Genomic DNA, 25,301 nt, shown 5'->3' with positions numbered 1-25,301 from the left:
GTCGTCCTCCACCGTGAGCCGTCCGGTCATCGTGTGGTCGGCGACGGCAGCCCGTCCTGCAACGGTACGGGCGGGGTGACCGCTTCCTGGCTCGACGCGCCGTCTGCGGCGGCGGCGTTCTGTCCGCCGACGAGCGGGAGCGTCGCGGCCTGTGCGTTCGGCACGAGGGCGGCGTTGAAGATCGGACTCGTGCTCGCCGACGCCGGCGTGGGCGTCCCCAGCACAGCACCGTCGGAGAGCCGGAGGTAGGTCGGGAGCGAGTTGCCCACCATGCCGAGCGCCTGCGCGTTCACGGCGAGGTACTGCGGGGAGGCCAGGCGGTCGAGGTCCTCGGCCAGCGCGGCCGAGGTGCGGCCGAGTTCGACCTGCTTCCCCTCGAGCTGCTGGATCTGGTACGCGCCCTGGCTCAACCCGACGCTGAGGAGCAACTGACCGACGACGATGGCGACGACCGCACCGACGACGATGACCGCGTACATCGGCCGTGGTCGGAGCTTCGAGCGCGCCCCGGTCGTGACCGCACGGATGTGCTGCCGTTCGGGGGCCGTCCGGGTCGGCTGCGGCCGAGCACGTCCGAGCCGTTCGGGTGCGAGATCGAGTGCTGCGGTCGCTCCGCTCATGCTGGCCTCCTCAGCCGTTCGGCCGCGCGGAGTCGCACGGGTTTCGCTCTGGGGTTCTCGTCGATCTCGGCCTCGGTGGCGAGTTCGGCGCCCTTGACGAGGAGCTTCAGCTCCGCGCTGTGCTCCGGGAGCTCGACGGGCAGCCCCGCCGGCGTGGTCGACTTCGCCCGCGCCTGAAGCTCGCGCTTGACGATCCGGTCCTCGAGCGACTGGTAGGACAGGAACACGATCCGTCCTCCGACCCGAAGCAGGTCGAGCGCGCGGGGCACGGCGGACTCGAGGACAGACAGCTCAGCGTTGACCTCGATGCGCAGCGCCTGGAAGACCCGCTTGGCCGGGTGGCCGGTGCGGCGTGCGGCCGCCGGCGTGGCCCGATCGATGAGCTCGACGAGCTGACCGGAACTCGTCAGCGGTCGCTGCTGGCGTTCCTCGACGATGCGGCGTGCGTAGCGCTGCGCCAACTTCTCGTCGCCGTACTCCCAGAAGATCTTCCGAAGCGCGACCTCGTCGTAGGTGGCGAGGATCGTCTCCGCCGTCAGCTCGCTCGAGGCGTCCATCCGCATGTCGAGGGGCGCGTCCTGCGAGTACGAGAAGCCGCGTTCGGTCCGATCGAGTTGCAGTGAGGAGACACCGAGGTCGAACAGGATCCCGTCCACCTGTGGGAACCCGAGCTCCTCGGCCGCCTCGTCGATGTCGTCGTAGACGGCTTTGACGAACCGGGCTCGCGACCCGAAGCGCTCGAGCCGCTCCTGAGCGATGTCGAGTGCATCGAGGTCGCGGTCGAGCCCGATGAGGGTCAACTGCGGGAACCGCTCGAGCATCGCTTCGGCGTGGCCCGCCATGCCGAGCGTGGCGTCGATGAGGACCGCACCCTCGTGGGACACGGCGGGGGCGAGCAACTCGATGCATCGCTCGAGGAGGACCGGGGTGTGGATGTCGTTGATGGCCATATGCGTAATCCGGACGGTCCCTGACCCCTGATCCCCATCCGTTCCGACCTGGCACCGGGGAAGTGTGTCAGGGCGGGCTCCGACCTGGCACCGGGGAAGTGTGTCAGGGCGGGACGGCTGGGAGTCAGGGGGCAGGGCACTAGAAGAGTCCGGGGATCACCTCCTCGGCGGTCTCGGAGAAGACGCTCTCCTGTTCGGCGAGGTAGGACTCCCATGCCTCGGCGTCCCAGATCTCCGCGCGGCTGCCGGCGCCGATGACCACGAGGTCGCGGCTGAGCCCGGCGTACTGGCGGAGGTTGGACGGAATGGTCACGCGGTGCTGCTTGTCGGGGGTCTCGGCACTCGCTCCGGAGAGGAACACGCGCAGGTAGTCGCGGGCCTGCTTGCTGGTGACCGGAGCCTGGCGGATCTTCTCGTGGAGCGCCTCGAACTCCCGCGTGCTGAAGACGTAGATGCAGTGCTCCTGGCCTCGGGTCATGACGACCCCGCCGGAGAGCTCATCGCGGAACTTCGCCGGCAGGATGATGCGGCCTTTTTCGTCGAGTTTGGGGGCGTGACTACCGAGGAACATACGCCCCCGCCCCCAATCGTTCTGGCCAACATCTTGGTTGGGCTCCACTTTACTCCACTTTGCCCCACCAATGCAGCACATCCCTCCACATCGGACCATTTGTCCATGAAAAAACCCCGCAAAGTCAAGACTCTGCGGGGTGGAGGGAAATGGAGGGGTTTTGCCATACCCGGGACGATCAGGGAGGGCCTGGAACGACGAAACGGGGCCGATCCGAAGATCGGCCCCGTTTGGAGTCGTGGTGCGGCGGCGCCGCGAGGGAGGGAAGTGGAGTCAAGTGGCCGGCCGCGGAGCGACCGGGAGACCTGGCATCGTTACCGCTCGTCGCCCGACTGACGCTTGTCCCAGCGGTCGTTGAAGCGGTCCATCAGACGCGAGGACTTCTGGCCGGCCGGAGCAGCCTGACGAGGACGCGGCTGTTCGAGTGGAGCCCGGGTCGGCTTGGTCGCCACGAGCACGCCCGTGAGCATGATCGCGAACCCGAGCAGACCGACGATGGGCTGCTGGATCACGACTCCGAGCACGAGGCCGATCGCCCCGACCACCGCGATGAGGGAGCCGAGCGCGATTCCGCGGTAACTCGGTTTGCCCGCGCCAGCGCTGACCTTGGAGACGAAATCGGCATCGCTGCGGTAGAGGTGGCGTTCCATCTCATCGAGGAGCCGTTGCTCCTGCTCTGAAAGTGGCATCTGATTCCCCTCAAGGTCACACGACGCGACGTTGTTGATCGAGTCTAGCCACCGAAGCATGACTAGGCTAGGTGCGTGATCGAAAGCAATGAACTCGCCACCCTGGTGGGCCGCGGGCTCTCCGACTTTCTCTCCTCGCGAAGCTCCATTGTCGCGCAGATCGGCCCGGAGCTCTCCCCGTTCCTCGACTTCTCCCGGGAATTTCTCAGCGGTGGGAAGCGGTTCCGAGCACAGTTCTGTTTCCGGGGCTGGCAGGCCGTCTCCACCGGGAGGCACGCCAGTGGTCAGGGCGGCCTCGAGACCGTCATCGCGACCTGCGGAGCACTCGAGCTGTTCCATGCCGCAGCGCTCGTCCACGACGACATCATCGACAACTCCGACACCCGCCGGGGTGCACCGTCGGCTCACGTCTCCTTCGCGGAGTTGCACCGTCGCAGCCGATGGGACGGCGACCCGACCACCTTCGGTACCGGAGCCGCCACGCTCCTCGGTGACCTGCTCCTCGGCTGGAGCGACGAACTCCTCGACGACGGACTCGACCAGCTGGACGACCGCACCGCCGCTCGCGCAGCGCGGGCCGAGTTCAACCGCATGCGGACCGAGGTCACGGCCGGCCAGTACCTCGACATCCTCGAGGAGCGCGCCTGGCGCGACGCCGCCGACGACGAACAGCGTCGCCGCGCCGAGCGCGTCCTGATCTTCAAATCGGCCAAGTACAGCATCGAGTCGCCGCTCGTGCTCGGAGCACTCCTCGGTGGCGGGAACGAGCAGCAGCTCGCGTCGCTCCGCGGGTACGGCCTCCCCCTCGGCATCGCCTTCCAGCTGCGCGACGACCTCCTCGGCGTCTACGGCGATCCCGCCGTGACCGGCAAGCCGAGTGGCGACGACCTCCGCGAGGGGAAGCGCACCATCCTCATCGCGCTCACGCGGGAGGCCCTCCAGCCGGGCGCGCGCACCATCCTCGACGAACTGCTCGGGGATCCCGAACTCGACGACGACCAGATCGGTCTGCTCCAGGCGACCATCCGAGACAGTGGAGCCGTCGACCAGGTGGAGAAGCTCATCCAGGACCACGTCGCACGGGCGCTCTCCGCATTGGGCGAGGCTCCGATCAACGACGACGCACGGGCCCACCTGCGCGGTCTCGCGGTCGCGGTCGCACGCCGCGAGACCTGAGCAGTCCGGCTCGGACGGCGTGGGATCAGGCGAGCGCCTGAGCCACCCGGCGAACCTCGGACCGTCGTCCCTCGCGGAGGGCTTCGATCGGCGAGGTCCCGATCGCGTCGTCGTCCTCGAGCATCCAGACCATCGCGGCCTCATCGTCGAAGCCGTTGTCGGACAGCAGCGTCAGCGTGCCGCGCAGGTTGTGCACCGGCCCGCCGTCCGCGATGAACGACGACGGCACCTGCAGCACGCCGTCACGCCGGACGGCGAGGAGGTCGCGCTCCTCGAGGTACTGACGGATGCGTCGGATCGGCAGCCCGAGTTCGGTCGCCAGATCGGGAAGGGTGAACCACACGAGTTCGGAATTCTGCTCAGTCACGCACAGCAGTCTGCCACGACCACGCTCCGATCGGCGCCGTCGGATCGCGTTCGGGTAACGATCCAGGCGCCTCGCCGCCCTCCCGGGGTGTTGACAGCTCTTCGCGCTCGACGTTCCATACACTCGACTGGTGAGTAGCAACCAGCAGACCGATCCGATGATCGGCCGTCTCCTCGACGGGAGATATCAGGTGCGCTCACGCATCGCCCGTGGCGGCATGGCGACGGTCTACCTCGCCACTGACCTCCGGCTGGAACGGCGCGTCGCGATCAAGGTCATGCACGGCCACCTCTCGGACGACACGACGTTCAAGAACCGCTTCATCCAGGAGGCGCGCTCCGCCGCGCGGCTCGCGAACCCGCACGTCGTCAGCGTGTTCGACCAGGGCCAGGACTCCGACATGGCGTACCTCGTCATGGAGCACCTGCCGGGGATCACCCTCCGCGACCTCATCCGCGACAACGGCACGCTGACCCCTCGGCAGGCCGCCGACATCCTCGACGCCGTACTGTCCGGACTCGCCGCCGCGCACCGCGCCGGCATCGTCCACCGCGACGTCAAGCCGGAGAACGTCCTCCTCGCCGACGACGGACGCATCAAGATCGGCGACTTCGGCCTCGCGAGAGCCGCGAGCGCGAACACGGCCACCGGCCAAGCGCTCCTCGGCACGATCGCCTACCTCTCCCCCGAACTCGTCACCCGTGGACAGGCCGACGCGCGGAGCGACATCTACGCGCTCGGGATCATGCTCTACGAGATGCTCACCGGCGAGCAGCCCTACAAGGGCGAGCAGCCGATGCAGATCGCCTACCAGCACGCCAACGAATCGGTCCCCGCACCGAGCGCCAAGAACCCCGCCGTCCCGAAGGAACTCGACGACCTCGTCTTCTGGGCCACCGAGCGCGAACCGGACGATCGTCCGTCGAACGCCGGCGAGATGCTCGAGCGCCTGCGGTCCATCGAGTCCAGTCTCGGGTTCACCTCGGTCGCCACCGGGGCGCAACCCACGATCGTCATGCCGGCCTCCTACTCGAGCGAGCACGCCGACGACGTCACCCAGGTCATCGGCCGCAACACCAAACCGCAGCAGGTCCCGGTGCGCGCCGACGCGACGGACGGTCCGGGCAAGCTCGCCACGAAGGCGCGCAAGCGCAGCCGCGTGGGCGTCGCGCTGTTCACGATCGTCCTCATGCTCGCCGCGCTCGCCGGTGGGACCGGATGGTACTTCGGCCAGGGCCCCGGCTCGCTCGTCGAGGTCCCGAACGTCGCCGACGGGAGTTTCGACCAGGCGTCCGCCAAACTCGTGGAGCTGGGCTTCGTGCCCGTCGAAGGCGCGACGTTCAGCCTCACCGTCCCGGCCGGCACGGTCGCCGGCAGCGATCCGCCGTCCGGGTCGAAGATCGACAAGGGCAGCTCCGTCACGGTCCTCGTCTCCCAGGGACCGCAGCCGGTGGACATCCCGGTCCTCGCCGGGCTCGCACAATCCGACGCCGAACAGCAGTTGGACGCGCTCGGCGTCGCCGTCGGCACCGTGAACCAGCAGTTCGACCCGAGCATCGCGAAGGACATCGTGCTCGCGGCGACCGACGCGACCTCGGGCGCCGACTACAGCCAGGGTGGGCCGTCCTTCCAGGGCTCCACGGTGACGTTGCTCGTGTCGGCCGGCCAGGTGCCCTCGGTCTCGGGGATGACACCGGACCAGGCGCGCGACGCCCTCGAATCCGTCGGGCTCGGCGTGGGCACCTCCGACGAGGCGTTCGACGACACGATCCCCGCGGGGCAGGTCATCGGCATCCAAGCCAAGACCGATGCCGACGGGAACGAGACGGCGTTCATCCCGGGCGACGACGTCACGCTGATCGTGTCGAAGGGTGTCGAGTTGGTCGCCGTCCCGGACACCACCGGCCAGACGATCAACCAGGCCATCACGACGCTGCAGGACGCGGGGTTCACCGTGGGCGACATCGCCGTGGCCGAGGCGTTCCGCGACATCTTCAAGGTGAAGAAGACCGATCCCCCGGCGGGCAAATCCGTCAAGAAGGGCTCGACCGTCAACATCACCGACTTCGGTCTGTGACCCGGCCGGACGGCGCTCGTCCGCTCGTCGGAACGAGCCGTCGCCGTCCTGCTACGCTCGCCGCATGAGCCCGGAGGACCTCGCTGAACTCGCCTGCCTCCGACGAGCGCACGACCTGATCGACCGCGACTACGCCGAACCGCTCGACGTGCCGCAGATGGCATCGACGGCGCACATGTCGCCGTCGCATTTCGCGAGGCGGTTCCGTGCGGTCTACGGCGAGACGCCGTACGGCCACCTCATGACCCGTCGGATCGAACGGGCGATGGCGCTCCTCCGGGCGGGGAGCTCGGTGACGGACGCCGCTCTGGCCGTCGGGGCCACCTCGCTCGGATCGTTCAGCTCGGCCTTCACCGCCATCACGGGCGAGACGCCGAGCGCGTACCGTCGGCGCGAACATCATGCGGTCGACGCGATGCCGGACTGCGTCGCCAAGACGACCACGAGGCCTGCCCATCGCCGGGTGTCCGGTCCGAGTGGATCGAGCAGGATCGGAGAAGCGGGCCTCCAGCGCCCGGCGTAACGTCGTCGTCATGACGATCTCACTCCAGTACTGCAACATCACGGTGAACGACGTGGACGAGGCCATCGCCTTCTACGCCGACGCACTCGGACTCGAGGTCCGGAACGACGTCGCCAACGGCGGCTTCCGGTGGGTGACGCTCGGCAGCGACGCGCAGCCCGGCCTCGACATCGTCGTCTCCGAACCGCACGCGGGTCGTTCGCAGGCTGACGGGGACGCGCTGCAGGCCCTCCTCACGAAGGGGGTGCTGCCGATGCTCGTCTTCCGAGCCGACGACCTCGACGCCACGTTCGAACGGGTCCGCGCGTCCGGCGCAGACGTGCTCCAGGAACCGAAGGAGATGGGCTGGGGCGCGCGCGACTGCGCGTTCCGCGACCCGTCGGGCAACCTGGTCAGGATCTCCCAGGCGTAGGTGTCGCGGACGACGAAGCGCCCATGCCGAACCCGGCATGGGCGCTTCGTCGTGTGAGACTTACTTCGCGGCGGCGAGCTCCTCCGCCACGAGGAAGGCGAGCTCCAGCGACTGCATGTGGTTGAGGCGAGGATCGCACAGCGACTCGTACCGCGTCGCCAGGGTGGCCTCGTCGATCTGCTCGGAGCCGCCCAGGCACTCGGTGACGTCGTCGCCGGTGAGCTCGACGTGGATGCCGCCGGGGTGCGTCCCTGCGGCGCGGTGGGCTTCGAAGAACCCCTTGACCTCGTCCACGACGTCGTCGAAGCGACGCGTCTTGTAGCCGGTGGGCGTCGTGAGTCCGTTGCCGTGCATCGGATCGGTGACCCAGAGCGGCGTCGCGTCGGCACCCTTGATCGCTTCGAGCAGCGGAGGCAGGGCGTCCCTGATCTTGCCCGCACCCATCCGCGTGATGAACGTGAGGCGCCCGGGCTCGCGCTCGGGGTCGAGCTTGTCGATGAGACGCAGCATGTCGTCGGCCGAGGTGGTGGGGCCGAGCTTCACGCCGATCGGGTTGCGGACGCGCGACAGGAAGTCGACGTGCGCGCCGTCGAGCTCGCGGGTCCGCTCCCCGATCCACACGAAGTGGGCGGAGGTGTTGTACGGTGTGCCGGTCCGCGAGTCGATCCGCGTCATCGGTCGCTCGTAGTCCATGAGCAGCGCCTCGTGGCTCGAGTAGAACTCGACACCGCGCAGCTGGTCGAAGTCGGCTCCGGCCGCCTCCATGAACTTGATCGCACGATCGATGTCGCGCGCCAGTCCCTCGTATCGGTGGTTCACCGGGTTGGCGGCGAACCCCTTGTTCCAACTGTGGACCTCACGGAGGTCGGCGAACCCGCCCTGGGTGAACGCCCGGATGAGGTTCAGCGTCGATGCGGAGGTGTGGTACCCCTTGACGAGCCGAGCGGGGTCGGCCGTGCGCGACTCCGGGGTGAAGTCGTAGCCGTTGACGATGTCGCCGCGGTACGCGGGCAGGGTGACGTCGCCCCGCGTCTCGGAGTCGTTGGAGCGCGGCTTGGCGAACTGCCCGGCCATCCGGCCCATCTTGACGACCGGCATCGACGCACCGTAGGTCAGCACGACGGCCATCTGCAGGACCGTCTTCACGCGGTTGCGGATCTGCTCGGCCGTCGCACCGGCGAAGGTCTCGGCGCAGTCGCCGCCCTGGAGCAGGAACGCGTTGCCGCTCGCCGCCCGAGCCAACCGGTCGCGCAGGATGTCGACCTCGCCGGCGAAGACCAGCGGAGGGAGCGTCGCGAGTTCGGCGGAGGCACGCGCCACCGCGGCCTGGTCCGGCCATGACGGCTGCTGCTTGATCGGCAGCTCACGCCAATAGTCCAGTCCGGCGATCACCGAGGGTTCGGCCATGACGACTGGTTCTGTAGCGTGGGACACGGATTTCCTGTTTCTCTTCGACCGGACGCGCTCCGGAGCCCGCCCGGAAGGGGGAACGGACCGCGATCGCGGCCCGGTTTTTCAGCTTAGCGTCACGCCGACGCGGCGCGCTCCTTGACGCTCGTGGCGTAGACGTCGCGATAGTCCTGGCCCGAGAGCTTGCGGAGTTCGACCATCAACTCGTCCGTGACGCTGCGGAGGATGAAGCGGTCGCCCTCCATGCCCTCGAACCGCGAGAAGTCGAGCGGCTTGCCGATGACGATCCCGATCCGGCGGATCCGGGGCAGCTTCGTGCCGATGGGCATGACCTTCTCGGTGTCGATCATCGCGACGGGGACGATGGGGACCCCGGCCTCGAGCACCATCCGCGCGACGCCGGTGCGGCCGCGGTACATCGTCCCATCGGGACTGCGGGTGCCCTCCGGATAGATCCCCAGCAGGTGACCGCCACCGAGGACCGCGAGCCCGGTGTTGAGCGAGGCCTCGGAGGCCTTGCCGCCCGACCGGTCGATCGGGAGCTGCCCCGTGCCGAGCATGAAGGTCTTCGTGGCCCAGCCACCGAATCCCTTGCCGCGGAAGTACTCGCTCTTGGCCAGGAAGGAGATCCGCCGATCGACGCACAACGGGAGGATCACCGAGTCGATGAAGGACAGGTGGTTGCTGGCGATGATCGCGCCGCCGTGCTCCGGGATGTTCTCGGCGCCGATCACCCACGGCCGGAAGATCGACTTGAGGATCGGTCCGGCGACCAGGTACTTCATGAACCAGTAGAACATCGTGCTCCTCCGTCTTGCCGTCGTCGTCAGCCGAGGACGAGGGCGCTCCTGGCGAGATCGCCGGCGCCGATGACACCGGCGTCGTTCACGAGCTGCGCGATGCTGAAGGACGGCTCCGGGTGGAACCCGCGCGCCGGGAGGTGCGTCAGGAACGCCTCACGAACGGGGTCCAGGAGGAGGTCGCCGGCCTGGGCGACGCCGCCGCCGATCACGAAGATGTTGGGGTCGAGGATGGCCGACATGCTCGCGAGGGCCTGCCCCAGCAGATCGGCGAGCTCATTGAGGCACCGGAGGGCGCCGGGATCGCCGGACTCGAGCAGGGCGGAGACGTGGTGTCCGTTCAGCAGCCCGCCGGCCGCGGCACGGGCTCGGGCGAGGGCGGCACCGTCGCCACCGGCGTCCGCTGCCTCGTTCGCGAGTCGGAGCAACGCGTTCCCCGAGCAGTACTGCTCGACGCAGCCACGCGCGCCGCAGCCGCAGGGCAGACCGTCCGGGATGAGGCGCATGTGTCCCAGTTCCGCACCGCTGCCGAAGCCACCGGTGAGGAGCCGGTCGTCGAGGACGATCGCTCCGCCGACACCCGTGCCGATCGTCACCATGACCATGCTGCGTTCCTCGCGCCCCGCACCGAACCGGAACTCGGCCCAACCCGCGGCGTTCGCGTCGTTCTCGATCGTCACGACCTTGTCGGGCAACCGCGCGGCCAGCCGGGCCTGCAGGGGCTCGTTCCGCCAGGCGATGTTCGGCGAGTAGTAGACGGTCGAGCGCGTGGCGTCGAAGAACCCCGGCGCTGCGACGCCCACGCTCGAGATGCTGCCGTCGTCCAAGGATCGGACCATGGCGACGACGTCGTCGATGATGGCGTCGGGATCGGAGGCCTGCGTCGGCGTGCGCCCGGCCGCGAGGATCCGGCCGTCGTCGTCGACGACCCCGCCCGCGATCTTCGTCCCGCCGATGTCGATGCCGATCGCGTTTGCCATAACGGTGCCGTCTCCCTGTCCTGATGTCGCCGATACCGGCAGCGGCGTGTGACCGACCGTCAGTCGAGTCGGTCGCCCGCGCGCCGCAGTCGAGTCTACTGAGCGTGTGCGCGCCACAGAAACCGCGCAAAGACACGTGCTCTAGGATGGAGCAACATCTTGCCGACCTGGTACCGAAGGAGTTGCCGTGGAACAGTTCGACGTCCCTGCAGTCGTCGCAGCAGACCCATCCGCCAATGCGACCGATCTGCTCGTGAAGCGCCTGGCTGCTGCGCCCGACGCCGCGCTGTTCGCCGTTCCCCGCGGGTCGGAGTGGGTGGACGTGACCACCGCCGAGTTCCACGCGCAGGTCGTCGCCCTGGCGAAGGGCCTCGTCGCCGCGGGGATCGAACCCGGCGACAAGATCGGGCTCATGTGCAAGACCCGGTACGAGTGGACCCTCATCGACTTCGCCGTCTGGTTCGCCGGAGCACTCCTCGTCCCGATCTACGAGACCAGCTCGCCGAGCCAGGTGCAGTGGATCCTCAGCGACTCCGGAGCGACGAGCGTGCTGGTCGAGACACCCGACCAGTTCGCCCGCTTCGACGAGGTGCACGGTGACCTCCCCGATGTGGCACGGGTCTGGCAGATCGACCTCGGTGACCTCGACAAGATCGCGGCCGGCGGCATCGACGTCCCCGACGAGGAGATCGAACGCCGCCGCAACCTGGCGGTGGGTTCCGACATGGCGACCCTCATCTACACCTCCGGCTCGACCGGTCGGCCGAAGGGGTGCGTCCTCACCCACTCGAACTTCGTCGAGCTGTCACGGAACTCGGCCGTCGCGCTCAAGGACGTCGTGTCCGCTCCCGGTGCCTCCACCCTCCTCTTCATCACGACGGCGCACATCTTCGCGCGCTTCATCGCCGTGCTGTGCGTGCACTCCGGCGTGAAGACGGGCCACCAGCCCGACACGAAGCAGCTGCTCCCCTCGCTCGGCACCTTCAAGCCGACGTTCCTCCTCGCGGTCCCCCGGGTCTTCGAGAAGGTCTACAACTCCTCCGAGCAGAAGGCGGAGGCCGGCGGCAAGGGCAAGATCTTCCGTGCAGCCGCCGAGACCGGGATCGCCTACTCGAAGGCCCTCGAGAGCGGTTCCGTGCCGTTCGGCCTGAAGGTGAAGTTCCGGGTCCTCGACCGCCTCGTGCTGTCGAAGATCCGCACGGCCATGGGCGGCCGGGTGCGGTACGCGGTCTCCGGGAGCGCTCCCCTCGGTCCGCGACTCGGTCACTTCTTCCACGCGCTCGGCATCGTGATCCTCGAGGGCTACGGCCTCACCGAGACAACCGCGCCCGCGACGGTCAACCTCGCCCAGAAGTCGAAGATCGGGACGGTCGGACCGGCGCTCCCCGGCGTCTCCCTCCGCATCGCCGACGACGGCGAGGTCGAGGTGCGCGGGATCAATGTCTTCAAGGAGTACTGGCAGAACCCCGAGGCGACGGCGGAGGCCTTCGACGACGGCTGGTTCCGCACCGGCGACATCGGCTCCTTCGACGCCGACGGCTTCCTCACGATCACCGGGCGGAAGAAGGAGATCATCGTCACCGCGGGCGGCAAGAACGTCGCCCCGGCGGCGCTCGAGGACCCGATCCGCGCGACCCCGGTCGTCGGGCAGGTCGTCGTCGTCGGCGATCAGAAGCCGTTCATCAGCGCCCTCATCACGCTCGACACCGAGATGCTGCCGTCATGGCTCGCCAACAACGGCCAGGACGCGTCGATGAGCGCCGCCGAGGCTGCTCGGAACCCCGCAGTGCTCGCCGCCGTCCAGCGCGCCATCGACGAGGCCAACACCAAGGTGTCCCGCGCGGAGTCGATCCGCAAGTTCGTCATCCTCGACGACGAGCTCACCGAGGCGAGCGGTCACCTCACGCCGAAGCTCAGCATCAAGCGGAACGTGATCCTCAAGGACTTCGCAGAGACGATCGAGGGCATGTACCTCGGAGCGGGTTCGCCCGAGACCCAGGGGATGTCCCTGAAGTAGCGCCTCGACGGGCTCGGCGGTCGATCGACGACCGCCGGGCCCGTCGACCGGCGTCTAGAACCAGTCGCTCTCGCGGACCTGCTTCATCGCCTCGCGGCGGTGCTCCTTCGACAGTCGGTCGAGGTAGAGCATGCCGTCGAGGTGGTCGGTCTCGTGCTGCAGGGCTTGGGCGAGGAGTCCTTCACCCTCGACGACGAGCTCCTGCCCGTCGAGGTCGATGCCGACGGCACGCGCGTAGGGATGGCGCGGCGTCGGGAACCAGAGCCCGGGCACCGACAGGCAGCCCTCGCCGATCTCCTCGAGTTCACCGCGCACCTCGACGAGCTTCGGGTTGATGAGATACCCGATGACGCCGTCGACGTTGTAGCTGAACACGCGGAGCCCGACGCCGATCTGCGTCGCGGCGACGCCGGCACGACCGGGGAGCTCCACGCTGTCCACGAGATCGCGGACGAGGCTGCGGATGTCGTCGTCGATCGTGACGACCTCGGCCGTCGGAGCCTTCAGGACCGGGTCGCCGAAGTGTCTGATGGGTCGTGTCGTCACGGGTTGGATCCTTCCGGGCGGGACAGGTGTGGTGGACGCGGAGACCGGCCGCGTCGCCTCGAGGAGGGACGCGGCCGGTCTCGGGAGGGTCAGGCGCTCGGCTTCACGACGACGAGCAGGTCGCCCGCCTCGACCTGCTGGGTCGCCGGGATGGCGAGGCGCTCGACGACGCCGGCGACGGCGGTCGTGATCGCCGCCTCCATCTTCATGGCCTCGATCGAGGCGACCGGCTGGCCCGCCTCGACGCGGTCGCCGACGGCGACCTTCACGGTCACGACGCCGGAGAACGGCGCGGCCACCTGGCCGGGGACGGAGGTGTCGGCCTTCTCTGCAGCGCGGGAGTCGACCTCGATGCTGCGGTCGCGGACGAACACCGGACGCAACTGCCCGTTGAGGGTCGCCATGACGGTGCGCATGCCCTTCTCGTCGGCCGCGCCGATCGCTTCGAGCCCGACGAACAGCCGGACGCCCTTGTCGATCTCGACGACGTGCTCCATGCCCGGCTCGAGGCCGTACAGGTAGTCGGCGGTGTCGACGACGGAGAGGTCGCCGTACAGGTCGCGCTGCTGCTCGAACTGCTTGGTCGGCGCCGGGAACAACAGCCGGTTGAGGGTCGACCGGCGCTCGGCGGACTCGCCGTCGAGCGAGGCCTGGTCTTCAGCGGAGATCGGCGTGATCCCGATGTCGACGGAACGACCGGCGAGGACCTTCGAGCGGAACGGCTCAGGCCATCCGCCCGGGAGCTCCCCGAGTTCGCCCGCCATGAACCCCACGACGGAGTCCGGGACGTCGTACTTGTCGGGGTTGGCCTCGAAGTCGGCCGGATCCGCCTTGACGGCGGCGAGGTGGAGCGCGAGGTCGCCGACGACCTTGCTCGACGGGGTCACCTTGGGCACCCGACCGAGGATCTTGTTGGAGGCCGCGTACATGTCCTCGATGAGCTCGAAGTGGTCCGCGAGCCCCAGGGCGATCGCCTGCTGGCGGAGGTTCGACAGCTGACCGCCCGGGATCTCGTGCGTGTACACGCGACCGGTCGGGCCCGCGAGTCCTGACTCGAACGGCCGGTACATCGCGCGGACGGCCTCCCAGTAGGGCTCGAGGTCGGCGATCCCTTGCAGGGAGATGCCGGTGTCGCGCTCGGTGTGGGCCAGCGCGGCGACCAGCGAGGACGCGGACGGCTGACTCGTCGTGCCGGCCATCGGCGCGCTCGCGACGTCGACGGCGTCGGCGCCCGCGTTGCTCGCCGCGAGGAGGGTCGCCAGCTGTCCACCGGGGGTGTCGTGCGTGTGCACGTGGACCGGCAGGTCGAACCGCTCGCGGAACGCCGCGACGAGCTTGGCCGCCGCGGACGGACGGAGGAGCCCCGCCATGTCCTTGATGGCGAGCACGTGGGCACCGGACTCGACGATCTTCTCGGCGAGACGGAGGTAGTAGTCGAGGGTGTAGAGGTCCTCGGCCGGGTTCAGCAGGTCACCGGTGTAGCAGACGGCGACCTCCGCGACGGTCGTCCCCGTCTCCAGGACCGCGTCGATGGCCGGGCGCATCTGCGACACGTCGTTGAGGGCGTCGAAGATCCGGAAGATGTCGATCCCGGTGTCGGCGGCCTCCCGCACGAAGGCGTTCGTCACCTCCGTGGGATAGGGCGTGTAGCCGACGGTGTTCCGGCCGCGCAGCAGCATCTGGATCGCGATGTTCGGCATCGCCTGACGCAGCGAGGCCAGTCGCTCCCACGGCTCCTCACCGAGGAAGCGGAGGGCCACGTCGTACGTCGCGCCACCCCAGGCCTCGACGGACAGCAGTTCGGGGGTGAGCCGGGAGACGAACGGTGCGACCGCGAGGAGGTCCTTCGTCCGGACGCGCGTGGCCAGGAGCGACTGGTGGGCGTCGCGGAAGGTGGTCTCGGTCACGGCGAGGGCGGTCTGAGCGCGGAGGGCGTCAGCGAAGCCCTTCGGGCCGAGCTCGAGCAGTCGCTGACGCGAGCCGGCCGGGGCGTCGGTCGTGATGTCGATCGCGGGCAGCTTGTCGACCGGGTCCGCGCCGGACGGACGCGACCCGTTGGGCTGGTTGACCGTGACGTCGGCGAGCCAGTTGACGATCTTCGTCCCGCGGTCCTTCGAGACGTGCCCGCGCAGGAGCTGCGGACGCTCGTCGATGAAGGAGGTGCTGAGGTCGCCGGCCACGAACGAGGCGTCCTCGAGGACCGCCTGCAGGAAGGGGATGTTCGTGGAGACGCCGCGGATGCGGAACTCGGCGAGGGCACGCTTGGCGCGCGTGACGGCCGCCTCGAAGGTGCGGCCGCGGCAGGTGAGCTTCGCGAGCATCGAGTCGAAGTGGGGGCTGATCTGTGCGCCGGAGGCGACCGTACCGCCGTCGAGTCGGATGCCGCCGCCGCCCGGAGAGCGGTAGGTCGTGATCTTCCCGGTGTCGGGACGGAAGCCCGCCGTGGGGTCCTCGGTGGTGATGCGGCACTGGAGGGCGAAGCCACGGAGGTGCAGGGACTCCTGCGTGAGGCCGAGGTCGCCGAGCGACTCGCCGGCGGCGATGCGCATCTGCGACTGGACGAGGTCGACGTCGGTGACCTCCTCGGTCACGGTGTGCTCGACCTGGATGCGCGGGTTCATCTCGATGAACACGTGCTGACCGGCCCGCTCCCCCGCGGTGTCGAGGAGGAACTCGACCGTCCCGGCGTTGACGTAGCCGATCGACTTGGCGAACGCGATGGCGTCGCGGTACATCGCCTGACGGGTGCCCTCGTCGAGGTTCGGGGCCGGCGCGATCTCGACGACCTTCTGGTGCCGGCGCTGCACGGAGCAATCGCGCTCGAAGAGGTGGATGGTCTCGCCGTCGGCGCTCGCCAGGATCTGGACCTCGATGTGCCGGGGGCGGACGACGGCCTGCTCGAGGAACATGGTCGGGTCGCCGAAGGCGCTGTCCGCCTCGCGCATGGCGGCCTCGAGGGCGCCGCGGAGGTCCTCGGCGTTGTCGACGCGGCGCATGCCACGACCACCACCACCGGCGACCGCCTTCGCGAAGATCGGGAACCCGATGTCGGCGGCTCCCGCGAGGAGCTCCTCGATGTCGCGGCTGGCCGGCGTGGACTTCAGGACCGGGACCCCGGCCGCGATGGCGTGCTCCTTCGCGGTCACCTTGTTGCCGGCCATCTCCAGGACGGAGGACGGCGGACCGATGAAGGTGATGCCGGCTGCTCGAGCGGCTTCGGCCAGTTCCGGATTCTCGGAAAGGAAGCCGTACCCGGGGTAGATCGCGTCGGCGCCCGACTCCTTCGCGACGCGGATGATCTCCGAGACGTCGAGGTAGGCGCGCACCGGATGACCCTCCGTGCCGATCTGGTAAGCCTCATCGGCCTTCAGCCGATGCATCGAGTTGCGGTCCTCATAGGGGAACACCGCAACCGTCTTCGCCCCCAGCTCGTACGCGGCACGGAACGCCCGGATGGCGATCTCTCCGCGATTGGCGACAAGAATCTTCCTGAACATGGAACCCTTCCCACAACAGCCAACTCAGCAAACGTTGAGATTCCCTAGCCTAGTCACGGTAACGTTGAGCCTTGTGCATGTACTCAGCGTTAGCTCCCTGAAGGGGGGCGTCGGCAAGACCACCGTCACCCTTGGCCTGGCTTCCGCCGCGTTCTCGAAGGACATCCGCACGCTGGTCGTGGATCTCGACCCCCAATCCGACGTCTCGACCGGCATGGCCGTCGACGTCGCAGGGCACCTCACGGTGACGGATGTGCTGACCTCGCCGAAGAAGAAGATCGTCGAGCAGGCGATCGTGGCGAGCGGCTGGACGAAGATCCACCCGGGCAAGATGGACGTCATGATCGGCAGCCCGTCTGCGATCAACTTCGACGGCCCGCACCCCAGCATCCGCGACATCTGGCGCCTGGAAGAGGCGCTCGCGCACGTCGAGGAGGAGTACGACCTCGTCCTGATCGACAGCGCCCCCTCGCTCAACGCGCTCACCCGCACCGCCTGGGCGGCGAGCGACCGCGTCGCCGTCGTCACGGAGCCGGGTCTGTTCTCGGTCTCCGCAGCCGACCGCGCCCTCCGCGCCGTCGAGGAGATCCGTCGTGGGCTGAGCCCCCGGCTGCAGCCGCTCGGCATCATCGTAAATCGCGTGCGCCCGCAGTCGATGGAGCACCAGTTCCGCATCAAGGAACTGCGCGACATGTTCGGTCCCCTCATCCTCAACCCGCAGCTGTTGGAGCGCACGTCCCTCCAGCAGGCTCAGGGTGCCGCCAAACCTGTCCACGTGTGGCCGGGCGACACGGCGCAGGAGATGGCGAAGAACTTCGACTCCCTCCTCGACCGCGTGTTGCGCACGGGCCGCGTCGGCGAGTACGCCGACGGCACTCCCCCGGAGCCGGCTGCGGTCGCCAGCCCAGCTGCCGTCGAGGCGCCCTCCACCGACAGCTGAGGTCGCGGCGGGACCGTTCGGTCGGCTCACGGACCAGGCGCTCGCTCGGGTCGCCCTTCGACAGGCTCAGGGACCGGCAGGCGCACTCAGGGACAGGCAGGCGCGCTCAGGGACCGGCAGGAGCTCCAAGGACCGGCAGGAGCACCAAGTACCAACCAGGGATCCGTGCTGAGGGAACGTGTGGCGCGCGTCGGTGAGCCCTTCGACAATCTCAGGGAGCGGCCCTTCGACAGGCTCAGGGACCGGCGCCTTCGGCTCGGGTCAGGCGCTCCGAGCGGAGCGACGTGCTGCGAGCTCGTCCATGGGGTCGGCCGACTGTGCGTCGAACTCGATGAGCGTCGACTCCACCTCGCGCAGCACCTTGCCGACGGCGATGCCGAAGACGCCCTGTCCGCGGCTGACGAGGTCAATGACCTCGTCATTGGAGGTGCAGAGGTAGACACTCGCACCGTCGCTCATGAGCGTGGTCTGGGCGAGGTCGACGATGCCCGCTTCGCGGAGCTGGTCGACCGCCGTACGAATCTGCTGCAGGGAGATGCCCGTGTCGAGCAGGCGCTTGACGAGCTTCAGGACGAGGATGTCGCGGAAACCGTAGAGACGCTGCGTTCCGGATCCGGATGCACCGCGCACGGTCGGCTCGACCAGACCCGTCCGGGCCCAGTAGTCGAGCTGGCGGTAGCTAATTCCGGCTGCACGGGCGGCGACCGCTCCGCGGTAGCCCTGGCCCTCTTCGAGTTCCGGAAGCCCGTCGGTGAACAGCAGCCCGAGGTCACCGTACCGTGACGCCCCGTCGCGACTGAGTTCACTCATGTCTGCTTCTCCTCGATGTTCGCTGCACGGTCGGTACGGTCTCGACGGGGGCGTCGAGCCGACTTGACCACTCCCACCACGCTACCGATCCGCCCCGGTCAACGCTGCGACATCCGTTCGAAACGGGCGGCGTGTCGTGACGAGTGATCGAACTGTGACCTGGCCGTGATGGATGAGGGCAGTCTACGCCCTGGGAGGTCGATCAGGAGGATTGGTGTCGCTCGAGTGCCGAGCGGACGAGGTTCGACCGCACGCCCTCGAGCTGTGCGGCGATCTCCAGCGCCCGGTCGGCGGTACGTGCCCGGCCGGCGGCGTCGTTCCGCTTGGCAACGGCGCTCAACGCACTCTCGATGAGCCCGACCTCGCGCTCGATCGAGGCGCGGAACCCGCGGAGGTGCCGGGGTTCGATGCCGGAGCGCTGCAGCTCCACGAGGATCCGCAGAAGGGACGCGACGTCCTCGCCGTAATTCTCGGCGGGCAGGATGAGCGACGCGCTCACGGCGTCGTTGAACAGCATCGGGGTGGCGCCGGCTTCACGGATCAGTTCGTTCCGGGAGAACCTGCGGACCCCGGGATGGATCGATGGCGCGCCGGCCGCTTGCCCGCTGCCCGGGAACAGCGGCGACCGCCCAGCGTCGACCTCGACGAGGTAGGTGCGGATGACCTTGAGGGGGAAGTAGTGGTCGCGCTGCATGGACAGGATCAATCGCAGGCGTTCGAGGTCCTCGCTCGAGAACTTCCGGTAGCCGGACTTCGTCCGCGCCGGGGACACCAGCCCCTGCTCCTCGAGGAACCGGAGCTTCGAATTGCTCAGCTCGGGGAACTCCGGAGTGAGGCGTGCGAGGACCTGCCCGATGCTCAGCAGCGGAGCGCCGTCGCTTCGCGCGTTCGCGCTGGCTGCCGCCACTAGCTTCCCAGCTGGGAGGCGAGGTCGATCCGCGACGCGTAGAAGGTGAGGCGGAACTTGCCGATCTGCACCTCGGCGGCGTCGCGCAGGATCGCCTTGTCGATGCGGACGCCGTCGAAGTACGTGCCGTTCAGGGAGTTGAGGTCGCGGATCTCGAACGCGGTCCCGTGACGGTGGAACTCGGTGTGCCGACGCGACACCGTGACGTCGTCGAGGAAGATGTCGGCCTCGGGGTGACGTCCGACGGTGGTGACGTCGGCGTCGAGGAGGAACCGCGCACCGGCGTTCGGACCACGACGGACGATCAACAGCGCGGAGCCGGACGGCAGGGCCGCGATCGCCTCGTGCTCCTCAGCGGTGACGTCGGAGTCGATCGCCGCGAGGGCCGCTCCGAGGTCTTCACCGAAGGTCAGTGTCGTGTCGACTTCCCGATCGCCCGAGCCGCTCGTCGGGGCACCGTCGTCGACGGCTCCCGGCGTGTACGCCCCGGTCGCGGGATACTTCTCATCGTGCTCAGCCACCGTCGACCTCCTCTCCGTCAAGCGTATCCGATGTGGCGTCACTGTCGAGCCGCCCGGTCGAGGGTGATCCGCCGGATCCGGCCCGTTCCCGCTGCTTCGAACGGGCATCCCCCGAGATGCGGACGGTCTGCAGCAGGTAGAGGATGCCGGCCCACCAGTAGAGCGTCGCTCCGGCGATCACCGACACCCAACCGAGCGGCGTCGCGATCATCGCGACGGCGGGGAACGCCTGACCGAGCATGAGGACCGGGAGTCCGATGAAGAGGAGTGCCGTGCCCCACTTCCCCACGCGGATGACGGGCAGCACGCCCGTACCCGACCGGTGGAGGACGACGGCGAGCCCGACGAGCAGCAGGTCGCGGGCGAAGACGACGATGAGCAACCACCACGGGATGAGTCCGCGGGCCGCGAGACCGATCAACGCCGCGAGGATGTAGAGGCGATCGGCGGCCGGATCGAGTTGTCGACCGAGCTTCGTCATCTGGTCGAACCGTCGCGCGATCCACCCGTCGAGCAGGTCGGTGACGCCGGAGAACGCGAGCGTCGCGAGGGCCCAGAGGTCCTGCCCCTGCACGAGGAGGACCAGGAAGACCGGGACGAGGAGGATCCGGAAGACGCTGAGCGCGTTGGGGAGGGTGACGACGCGGTCTTCACCGGTCCGTCGAGCCCCGCGCCCCGCCCCGTCAGTCACGGGTCGAGTCTACCGATGGGCTGCTCTACCATCGGAGGATGGACAGCCCGTCGAGCGTACGCGTCGACGCATGGATCTGGGCGGTCCGGCTGACGAAGACCCGCTCGGCCGGCGCGACAGCCTGTCGAGCCGGCCACGTCCGGGTCAACGGCGATCGGGCGAAGCCGGCACAACCCGTCAGGATCGGCGACGAGGTCCGGCTCCGCGTGGCGGGCTTCGACCGGATCGTCGAGGTCCGACGCCTCATCGCGAAACGGGTCGGCGCGGACGTCGCGGCGGAGTGCCTCATCGACCGCTCTCCCCCGCTGCCGACGCCGGCGGAACGGCAGGTCGTGGCCGTCCGAGACCGCGGCGCCGGTCGACCGACGAAGCGTGAACGTCGCGACATCGAGCGGTTGCGGGGGCGCTGACGCGCAGCTGACGACCCTCCCGGCCTCATCGGCGACGCATCGTCCCCGTCCAGGGAACACTCAAGCGCCGCCAAGGTGGCTCGGGCATGCTGGGCCGATGTTCCGCCGCCATCCCGTGCTCAGCACCCTCACCGTGGTGTACCTCGCGCTCGTGGCGGCCATCACCCTCGGCCCACGGCCCTTCGACGGCCGGACCGAGTCCCTCGTGTACCGACTCGTCGACATCCTCGCCCGGTGGGAGTCGACGGCGTGGGTCACCTACGAGCGTCTGGAGTTCGGAGCGAACATCGCCATGTTCGTCCCGATCGGCGTCTTCTTCCTGCTCCTGCTCGGACGGCGGCGCTGGTGGCTCGCCATCCTCGTCGCGGCCACGCTGACGGTCGGCATCGAGGCCGCGCAGCTCGCGATCCCCGGACGCGTGAGCGATCCCCGCGACCTCCTCGCGAACACGTCGGGTGCCGTCGCCGGGGTCGTCCTCGGCCTGATGCTGACCGCCGGGCGCGCCCGCCGGCTCCAGGCCTCGTCACGTCGCCGCGCGGCCCTGCAGCACTGAACGGCCCGGCACGGTCCTGATTCACAGGAGGCTGAGAGGCGTTCCAAGGCCGCTTCAGTAGAGTGCGAGCGGGCCGTCGGCCCGTCGGAGATAGAGCTGGAGCGCACGCCCATGACCGGACCAACGTCGTCGGACAACCTCGAGGAGCTGAAGCGCCTCAAGGACGAGTTCACGCGGTTCATGATGCTGTACAAGTTCGGCATCGACGAGATCACCACGAAGCTCAACATCCTCAAGGAGGAGTTCACGCAGATCCACGACTACAACCCGATCGAGCACATCAGCTCGCGGTTGAAGTCGCCGGAGAGCATCATCGGCAAGATCGAACGAAAGCAGTACGGGCAGGACATCGACGACATCCGCGAACACATCACGGACATCGCCGGTATCCGCGTCACCTGCAGCTTCATCTCCGACACGTACAAGGTGTTCGAACTCCTGACGAGCCAGCAGGACATCACCGTGGTGAAGGTCAAGGACTACATCGCGAACCCGAAGCCGAACGGGTACCAGAGCCTCCACGTGATCGTCGAGGTTCCGGTGTTCATGTCCGACGGCGTCGTGCAGGTGCCCGTCGAGATCCAGTTCCGGACGATCGCCATGGACTTCTGGGCGAGCCTCGAACACAAGATCTACTACAAGTACGACAAGGCCGTGCCGGACAGCCTGCTCGCCGAGCTCAAGCACGCAGCCGAGGCGGCCTCGAGGCTCGACGCGAAGATGGAGCACCTCCACGGCGAGGTCCTCGCGCTCGACCGGGCGACGACCTCGCGGACCACCGCCGACGGGCACCCGAAGCCTCCGTCACTCGCCGACCGGGTCATGACCGAGCTGATCGACGGGCTGGACCCGCGTTAGAGCGCCTTGCGCATCTGCACGGCCATCGTCTCGTAGCCGAGCGATTCGTACAGGCCGCGCGCGATCCGGTTGAACCCGAAGACGTTCAGCCCGAGCGTCTTCGCGCCCTGCTCCTTGGCCGCCGTCTCGGCGAGCTGCATGGCCTGCCGGCCGAGCCCACGCCCGCGGAACGACTCGTCGATCTCCACGTCCCAGATCCACCACTCGTCCGGGTGGCTCGTGCTCCGCGGTCCGATCCAGAGCACGCCGACTGCGGCTTCGTCGAGGACCACCTCGAAGACGAGGTGTCCGACCTGGAGCCGGCCGGCCGGGAACGTCTCGGCGAGGGACTGCGCCGCCTTCGCCGTCGCCTCTGCCTCGGTCTCCCCCGCCTCGATGCGTTCGAGGCGGTACTGCGCGTTCGCGGCGAGCATCCACCCCCGCAGTCGATCGGCGGGCATGCGGACGAGCGTGGCGTTCATGAGGACATCCTCCCAGAACGTCGCGACCCCGTCGCTCGCCGTCCCGCGCAGGGTCGTCGCCGGGCTCGGGAATAGTTCCCGCCCGAAACGAGCTGGACTCCGAAGGACACACGATTGGGACCCGCCCGTCGTCATCCGGAGAATCGAGACATGCCGATCCACACCGCCCCGCAGCCGAACGCGATCGCCGAGCACGATGCCTGGCGCGACGAGCGTCGAGCCGCCGTGACCGCGCCGCTCGGCAACCTCGCCCTCGTCGAGACACGGTGGCTCCCGGAGGAGACGCCGGCCACCGTCGACGAGGCCGCAGCGGGCATCGCCGCCGAGCAGCCGAGCGGCGTCACGGTGACGACGCTCCGCCGCACCCACCTCGACACCGGCCAGGACGAGGTCGGCATCCGCCGATGGGACGCGAACGCACCCGCCATCCGCGCGTTCGACGGCATCGAGGTGTTCCCGTACGACCCCGCCTGGGTCCAGACGGCGCGGTTCACGCCGGTCGACGGCTCGCGGACCGTGCCCTTCGAGCACATCCGCGACAACGGCGGATCACGGGAGCTCGTCGTCCCCGGCGACATCGTGTTCACGCGGGACGGCGTCGAGTACACGATGAGCGCCTTCGACGACGGCGGCACGCTCCTCCTCGTGTTCGGCGACGCGACGAACGGCCGCGACGACGAGTCGGGCACCTACGGCGCCGGTCGGTTCCTGTTCGTGCAGCGGACCCACGACGGCGGCTTCGGTACGGCGGGCGAGGTCGTCCTCGACTTCAACCGCGCGTTCGTACCGCCCTGCGGCTTCTCCGTGCAGTACAACTGTCCGATGCCGCCGCCGCAGAACCGGTTCACCGGAGACGTCCTCGCCGGGGAACGGATCGTCCGGCTCCGCGAGGGCTTCGACCTCTACGCCGTCTGACCCCCAGCACCCCACAGCCTGCACCAGCATCATCACACCCACACCACAGGAGTATCCGTGAAGAGAACCATCGGGCTCGTCGCCCTGTCCGTCGCCGCCGCCGTCGCCCTCGCCGGCTGCGCCGGTGGTGGTGGCAGTTCGGCGACGGGCGACGACGCGACCATCGCCATCGGCTCGCTCTACGAGCCGCAGAACCTCAGCAACACCGGCGGCGGCGGCCAGGGCGTCACGGAGGCCTTCACCGGCAACGTGTACGAGGGCCTGTACCGCCTCACGGACGACGGCGAGGTCGAGCCGGTGCTCGCCGCCGACAGCACGGTGAGCGACGACGGCCTGACGTACACGTTCACCCTCAAGGACCGCGTCACCTTCCACTCCGGCGACCCGCTCACCTCGGCGGACGTGAAGTCGAGCATCGAAGCCGTGACCGCCGAGGACTCGCAGTCGGCGCGGAAGAGCAGCTTCGCGGTGATCTCCGACATCGCGACCCCCGACGACAAGACGGTCGTGATCACCCTCTCCGAGCGCTCCATCTCCTTCATCTACAACCTGAGCTACGTCTGGATCGTCAACGACGCGGCGAAGGACCTCAAGACCACCGAGGACGGCACGGGTCCGTACACGCTCGGCGACTGGAAGCGCGGCAGCACCCTGAGCCTCGAGCGCTGGGACGACTACTGGGGTGAGCCCGCCAAGAACGCGGAGGTGGTCTTCACCTACTTCACCGACGCGACCGCGCTCAGCAATGCGCTCGTCACGAAGCAGATCGACATCATCACGAGCGTGCAGAGCCCCGACCAGCTGAGCCAGTTCACCGACAACGCGGACTACGTCGTCTCCGACGGCGACTCCACGACGAAGGAGCTGCTCGCCTTCAACGACCGGGTCGCCCCGTTCGACCAGGCGCTCGTCCGCAAGGCCGTGTACTCCGCGATCGACACCAAGAAGCTGCTCTCGTCCATCTGGGGCGACTACGGCACGCTCATCGGATCGATGGTGCCGCCGACGGACCCCTGGTATGAGGACCTCACGCAGGTGAATCCGTACGACCCCGAGCTCGCCAAGCAGCAGCTCGCCGAAGCGGGCTTCGCCGACGGCTTCACCTTCACCCTCGACACCCCGAGCTACGACCCGCACCCGGCCGTCGCCGAGTTCCTCCAGAGTGAACTCGCGAAGGTCGGCATCACGGTCGAGATCAACACGATCAGCGCGGACGAGTGGTACTCGAAGGTGTTCAAGGAACGCGACTTCCAGGCGACCCTCCAGGAGCACGTGAACGACCGCGACGTCGTCTGGTACGGCAACCCGGACTTCTACTGGGGCTACGACAACCCCGAGGTGACCCAGTGGGTGTCGGAGGCCGAGCAGGCGACGACCACCGAGGAGCAGACGGCGAAGCTGAAGCTCGTCAACGAGCAGATCGCCGAGGACGCGGCGAGCGTGTGGCTCTACCTCTACCCGCAGATCGTCGTCGCCGCGAGCGACGTCTCGGGGTACGGCGTCAACGGCCTGAACTCGCAGTTCTTCGTGGCGGACATCGTCCGCAAGTAGTCGTCGCCCGGGCCGACCGGCACCGCCCGGTCGGACCGGGCCTCGCTAC

26 protein-coding genes are annotated in these 25,301 nt (G+C 68.6%); 11 read left to right on the top strand and 15 right to left on the bottom strand.

Annotated elements, in window-relative coordinates; genetic code table 11:
• Positions 1–26: 26 nt before the first annotated feature.
• From IFU11_RS00445 to IFU11_RS00430, 4 genes are all read right to left on the bottom strand, one after another.
• The gene (locus IFU11_RS00445; RefSeq protein WP_064297001.1) at positions 27–620 is read right to left on the bottom strand and encodes a hypothetical protein; all 594 of its coding nucleotides are present in this window, start codon (positions 618–620) and stop codon (positions 27–29) included.
• Complete coding sequence (rsmH, locus tag IFU11_RS00440) at positions 617–1,570, bottom strand: 16S rRNA (cytosine(1402)-N(4))-methyltransferase RsmH (RefSeq protein WP_137241615.1); 954 nt, start codon at positions 1,568–1,570, stop codon at positions 617–619. The genes IFU11_RS00445 and rsmH overlap by 4 nt, the downstream gene beginning before the upstream one ends.
• Positions 1,571–1,709: 139 nt before the next feature.
• Entirely contained in the window at positions 1,710–2,141 is a 432-nt protein-coding gene (gene mraZ / locus IFU11_RS00435; protein WP_064297003.1) for a division/cell wall cluster transcriptional repressor MraZ, read from the bottom strand.
• A 314-nt stretch (positions 2,142–2,455) separates the two neighbouring features.
• On the bottom strand, positions 2,456–2,830 hold the full coding sequence (locus tag IFU11_RS00430; RefSeq protein WP_064297004.1) for a DUF3040 domain-containing protein: 375 nt from the start codon (positions 2,828–2,830) through the stop codon (positions 2,456–2,458).
• A 75-nt stretch (positions 2,831–2,905) separates the two neighbouring features.
• Between IFU11_RS00430 and IFU11_RS00425 the strand changes: the two genes are divergently transcribed.
• Entirely contained in the window at positions 2,906–4,006 is a 1,101-nt protein-coding gene (locus IFU11_RS00425) for a polyprenyl synthetase family protein (RefSeq protein WP_192017902.1), read from the top strand.
• A gap of 25 nt (positions 4,007–4,031) precedes the next feature.
• Here the strand turns inward: IFU11_RS00425 and IFU11_RS00420 are convergent, their stop codons facing one another.
• The gene (locus tag IFU11_RS00420) at positions 4,032–4,373 is read right to left on the bottom strand and encodes an Rv2175c family DNA-binding protein (RefSeq protein WP_086473210.1); all 342 of its coding nucleotides are present in this window, start codon (positions 4,371–4,373) and stop codon (positions 4,032–4,034) included.
• Between the two features lie 130 nt (positions 4,374–4,503).
• Between IFU11_RS00420 and pknB the strand changes: the two genes are divergently transcribed.
• The 3 genes from pknB (at position 4,504) to IFU11_RS00405 (ending at position 7,385) form a co-directional block, all read left to right on the top strand.
• Positions 4,504–6,450: a Stk1 family PASTA domain-containing Ser/Thr kinase gene (pknB, locus tag IFU11_RS00415; protein WP_064297007.1), complete on the top strand. Its 1,947-nt coding sequence runs from the start codon at positions 4,504–4,506 to the stop codon at positions 6,448–6,450.
• Between the two features lie 64 nt (positions 6,451–6,514).
• Complete coding sequence (locus IFU11_RS00410) at positions 6,515–6,973, top strand: helix-turn-helix transcriptional regulator (RefSeq protein WP_192017901.1); 459 nt, start codon at positions 6,515–6,517, stop codon at positions 6,971–6,973.
• A 10-nt stretch (positions 6,974–6,983) separates the two neighbouring features.
• Entirely contained in the window at positions 6,984–7,385 is a 402-nt protein-coding gene (locus IFU11_RS00405; protein WP_137241612.1) for a VOC family protein, read from the top strand.
• Between the two features lie 60 nt (positions 7,386–7,445).
• Here IFU11_RS00405 and IFU11_RS00400 read toward each other — a convergent pair whose 3' ends face one another.
• The 3 genes from IFU11_RS00400 to IFU11_RS00390 all read right to left on the bottom strand — a co-directional run bounded on the left by IFU11_RS00400 (position 7,446) and on the right by IFU11_RS00390 (position 10,575).
• Entirely contained in the window at positions 7,446–8,792 is a 1,347-nt protein-coding gene (locus IFU11_RS00400) for a class II 3-deoxy-7-phosphoheptulonate synthase (protein WP_056005400.1), read from the bottom strand.
• A gap of 119 nt (positions 8,793–8,911) precedes the next feature.
• The gene (locus IFU11_RS00395) at positions 8,912–9,595 is read right to left on the bottom strand and encodes a lysophospholipid acyltransferase family protein (RefSeq protein WP_064297009.1); all 684 of its coding nucleotides are present in this window, start codon (positions 9,593–9,595) and stop codon (positions 8,912–8,914) included.
• 26 nt (positions 9,596–9,621) lie between these two features.
• Entirely contained in the window at positions 9,622–10,575 is a 954-nt protein-coding gene (locus IFU11_RS00390) for an ROK family glucokinase (protein ID WP_064297010.1), read from the bottom strand.
• 187 nt (positions 10,576–10,762) lie between these two features.
• Between IFU11_RS00390 and IFU11_RS00385 the strand changes: the two genes are divergently transcribed.
• Complete coding sequence (locus IFU11_RS00385; RefSeq protein WP_192017900.1) at positions 10,763–12,592, top strand: AMP-dependent synthetase/ligase; 1,830 nt, start codon at positions 10,763–10,765, stop codon at positions 12,590–12,592.
• A 54-nt stretch (positions 12,593–12,646) separates the two neighbouring features.
• Here IFU11_RS00385 and IFU11_RS00380 read toward each other — a convergent pair whose 3' ends face one another.
• Both IFU11_RS00380 and IFU11_RS00375 read right to left on the bottom strand, forming a co-directional pair.
• A complete protein-coding gene (locus tag IFU11_RS00380) occupies positions 12,647–13,138 on the bottom strand; it encodes a peptide deformylase (protein WP_064297012.1) in 492 nt (163 codons plus the stop codon).
• Between the two features lie 89 nt (positions 13,139–13,227).
• Positions 13,228–16,635 carry a pyruvate carboxylase gene (locus IFU11_RS00375; protein WP_192017899.1) on the bottom strand — a complete coding sequence of 1,136 codons (3,408 nt, stop codon included), beginning with the start codon at positions 16,633–16,635 and terminating at the stop codon, positions 13,228–13,230.
• Between the two features lie 73 nt (positions 16,636–16,708).
• Between IFU11_RS00375 and IFU11_RS00370 the strand changes: the two genes are divergently transcribed.
• A complete protein-coding gene (locus tag IFU11_RS00370; RefSeq protein WP_192018333.1) occupies positions 16,709–17,575 on the top strand; it encodes a ParA family protein in 867 nt (288 codons plus the stop codon).
• 261 nt (positions 17,576–17,836) lie between these two features.
• Here the strand turns inward: IFU11_RS00370 and IFU11_RS00365 are convergent, their stop codons facing one another.
• The 4 genes from IFU11_RS00365 to IFU11_RS00350 form a co-directional block, all read right to left on the bottom strand.
• Entirely contained in the window at positions 17,837–18,385 is a 549-nt protein-coding gene (locus IFU11_RS00365) for a MerR family transcriptional regulator (protein WP_064297014.1), read from the bottom strand.
• 202 nt (positions 18,386–18,587) lie between these two features.
• Entirely contained in the window at positions 18,588–19,292 is a 705-nt protein-coding gene (gene ftsR / locus IFU11_RS00360) for a transcriptional regulator FtsR (protein ID WP_137241608.1), read from the bottom strand.
• Entirely contained in the window at positions 19,292–19,705 is a 414-nt protein-coding gene (locus tag IFU11_RS00355) for an FHA domain-containing protein (protein WP_162530320.1), read from the bottom strand. Before IFU11_RS00355 ends, ftsR begins: the two co-directional genes overlap by 1 nt.
• 100 nt (positions 19,706–19,805) lie before the next feature.
• Positions 19,806–20,504 carry a CDP-alcohol phosphatidyltransferase family protein gene (locus IFU11_RS00350; RefSeq protein WP_192017898.1) on the bottom strand — a complete coding sequence of 233 codons (699 nt, stop codon included), beginning with the start codon at positions 20,502–20,504 and terminating at the stop codon, positions 19,806–19,808.
• Positions 20,505–20,542: 38 nt separating this feature from the next.
• On the opposite strand from IFU11_RS00350, the gene IFU11_RS00345 reads away from it, so the two are divergent.
• From IFU11_RS00345 to IFU11_RS00335, 3 genes are all read left to right on the top strand, one after another.
• Positions 20,543–20,914, top strand: a complete 372-nt coding sequence (locus IFU11_RS00345) for an RNA-binding S4 domain-containing protein (protein ID WP_137241606.1) — start codon at positions 20,543–20,545, stop codon at positions 20,912–20,914.
• 97 nt (positions 20,915–21,011) lie between these two features.
• Positions 21,012–21,467, top strand: a complete 456-nt coding sequence (locus IFU11_RS00340; RefSeq protein ID WP_192017897.1) for a VanZ family protein — start codon at positions 21,012–21,014, stop codon at positions 21,465–21,467.
• A 111-nt stretch (positions 21,468–21,578) separates the two neighbouring features.
• A complete protein-coding gene (locus IFU11_RS00335) occupies positions 21,579–22,325 on the top strand; it encodes a GTP pyrophosphokinase (protein ID WP_082916274.1) in 747 nt (248 codons plus the stop codon).
• On the opposite strand, the gene IFU11_RS00330 is transcribed toward IFU11_RS00335, so the two are convergent.
• Complete coding sequence (locus IFU11_RS00330) at positions 22,322–22,786, bottom strand: GNAT family N-acetyltransferase (protein WP_085510980.1); 465 nt, start codon at positions 22,784–22,786, stop codon at positions 22,322–22,324. The genes IFU11_RS00335 and IFU11_RS00330 overlap by 4 nt on opposite strands.
• A gap of 150 nt (positions 22,787–22,936) precedes the next feature.
• On the opposite strand from IFU11_RS00330, the gene IFU11_RS00325 reads away from it, so the two are divergent.
• Complete coding sequence (locus IFU11_RS00325) at positions 22,937–23,701, top strand: DUF1684 domain-containing protein (RefSeq protein ID WP_192017896.1); 765 nt, start codon at positions 22,937–22,939, stop codon at positions 23,699–23,701.
• A gap of 57 nt (positions 23,702–23,758) precedes the next feature.
• A complete protein-coding gene (locus IFU11_RS00320; protein ID WP_192017895.1) occupies positions 23,759–25,252 on the top strand; it encodes an ABC transporter substrate-binding protein in 1,494 nt (497 codons plus the stop codon).
• Positions 25,253–25,301 lie beyond the last annotated feature (49 nt).

Source organism: Plantibacter sp. CFBP 8804, assembly GCF_014841225.1.
In the GTDB taxonomy this organism is placed as follows: domain Bacteria; phylum Actinomycetota; class Actinomycetes; order Actinomycetales; family Microbacteriaceae; genus Plantibacter; species Plantibacter auratus.
This window is presented reverse-complemented; position numbering and strand designations above follow the sequence as displayed.

What these genes read in the sequence shown, in the direction of transcription:
- IFU11_RS00395 (WP_064297009.1), bottom strand. Translation starts at nt 9,595, where the DNA reads ATGTTCTACTGGTTCATGAAGTACCTGGTCGCCGGACCGATCCTCAAG.
- IFU11_RS00345 (WP_137241606.1), top strand. Translation starts at nt 20,543, where the DNA reads ATGGACAGCCCGTCGAGCGTACGCGTCGACGCATGGATCTGGGCGGTC.
- IFU11_RS00335 (WP_082916274.1), top strand. Translation starts at nt 21,579, where the DNA reads ATGACCGGACCAACGTCGTCGGACAACCTCGAGGAGCTGAAGCGCCTC.
- mraZ (WP_064297003.1), bottom strand. Translation starts at nt 2,141, where the DNA reads ATGTTCCTCGGTAGTCACGCCCCCAAACTCGACGAAAAAGGCCGCATC.
- IFU11_RS00340 (WP_192017897.1), top strand. Translation starts at nt 21,012, where the DNA reads ATGTTCCGCCGCCATCCCGTGCTCAGCACCCTCACCGTGGTGTACCTC.
- rsmH (WP_137241615.1), bottom strand. Translation starts at nt 1,570, where the DNA reads ATGGCCATCAACGACATCCACACCCCGGTCCTCCTCGAGCGATGCATC.
- IFU11_RS00375 (WP_192017899.1), bottom strand. Translation starts at nt 16,635, where the DNA reads ATGTTCAGGAAGATTCTTGTCGCCAATCGCGGAGAGATCGCCATCCGG.
- IFU11_RS00400 (WP_056005400.1), bottom strand. Translation starts at nt 8,792, where the DNA reads ATGGCCGAACCCTCGGTGATCGCCGGACTGGACTATTGGCGTGAGCTG.
- IFU11_RS00365 (WP_064297014.1), bottom strand. Translation starts at nt 18,385, where the DNA reads ATGAGTGAACTCAGTCGCGACGGGGCGTCACGGTACGGTGACCTCGGG.
- IFU11_RS00445 (WP_064297001.1), bottom strand. Translation starts at nt 620, where the DNA reads ATGAGCGGAGCGACCGCAGCACTCGATCTCGCACCCGAACGGCTCGGA.
- IFU11_RS00390 (WP_064297010.1), bottom strand. Translation starts at nt 10,575, where the DNA reads ATGGCAAACGCGATCGGCATCGACATCGGCGGGACGAAGATCGCGGGC.
- IFU11_RS00410 (WP_192017901.1), top strand. Translation starts at nt 6,515, where the DNA reads ATGAGCCCGGAGGACCTCGCTGAACTCGCCTGCCTCCGACGAGCGCAC.
- IFU11_RS00430 (WP_064297004.1), bottom strand. Translation starts at nt 2,830, where the DNA reads ATGCCACTTTCAGAGCAGGAGCAACGGCTCCTCGATGAGATGGAACGC.
- IFU11_RS00330 (WP_085510980.1), bottom strand. Translation starts at nt 22,786, where the DNA reads ATGAACGCCACGCTCGTCCGCATGCCCGCCGATCGACTGCGGGGGTGG.
- IFU11_RS00325 (WP_192017896.1), top strand. Translation starts at nt 22,937, where the DNA reads ATGCCGATCCACACCGCCCCGCAGCCGAACGCGATCGCCGAGCACGAT.
- IFU11_RS00405 (WP_137241612.1), top strand. Translation starts at nt 6,984, where the DNA reads ATGACGATCTCACTCCAGTACTGCAACATCACGGTGAACGACGTGGAC.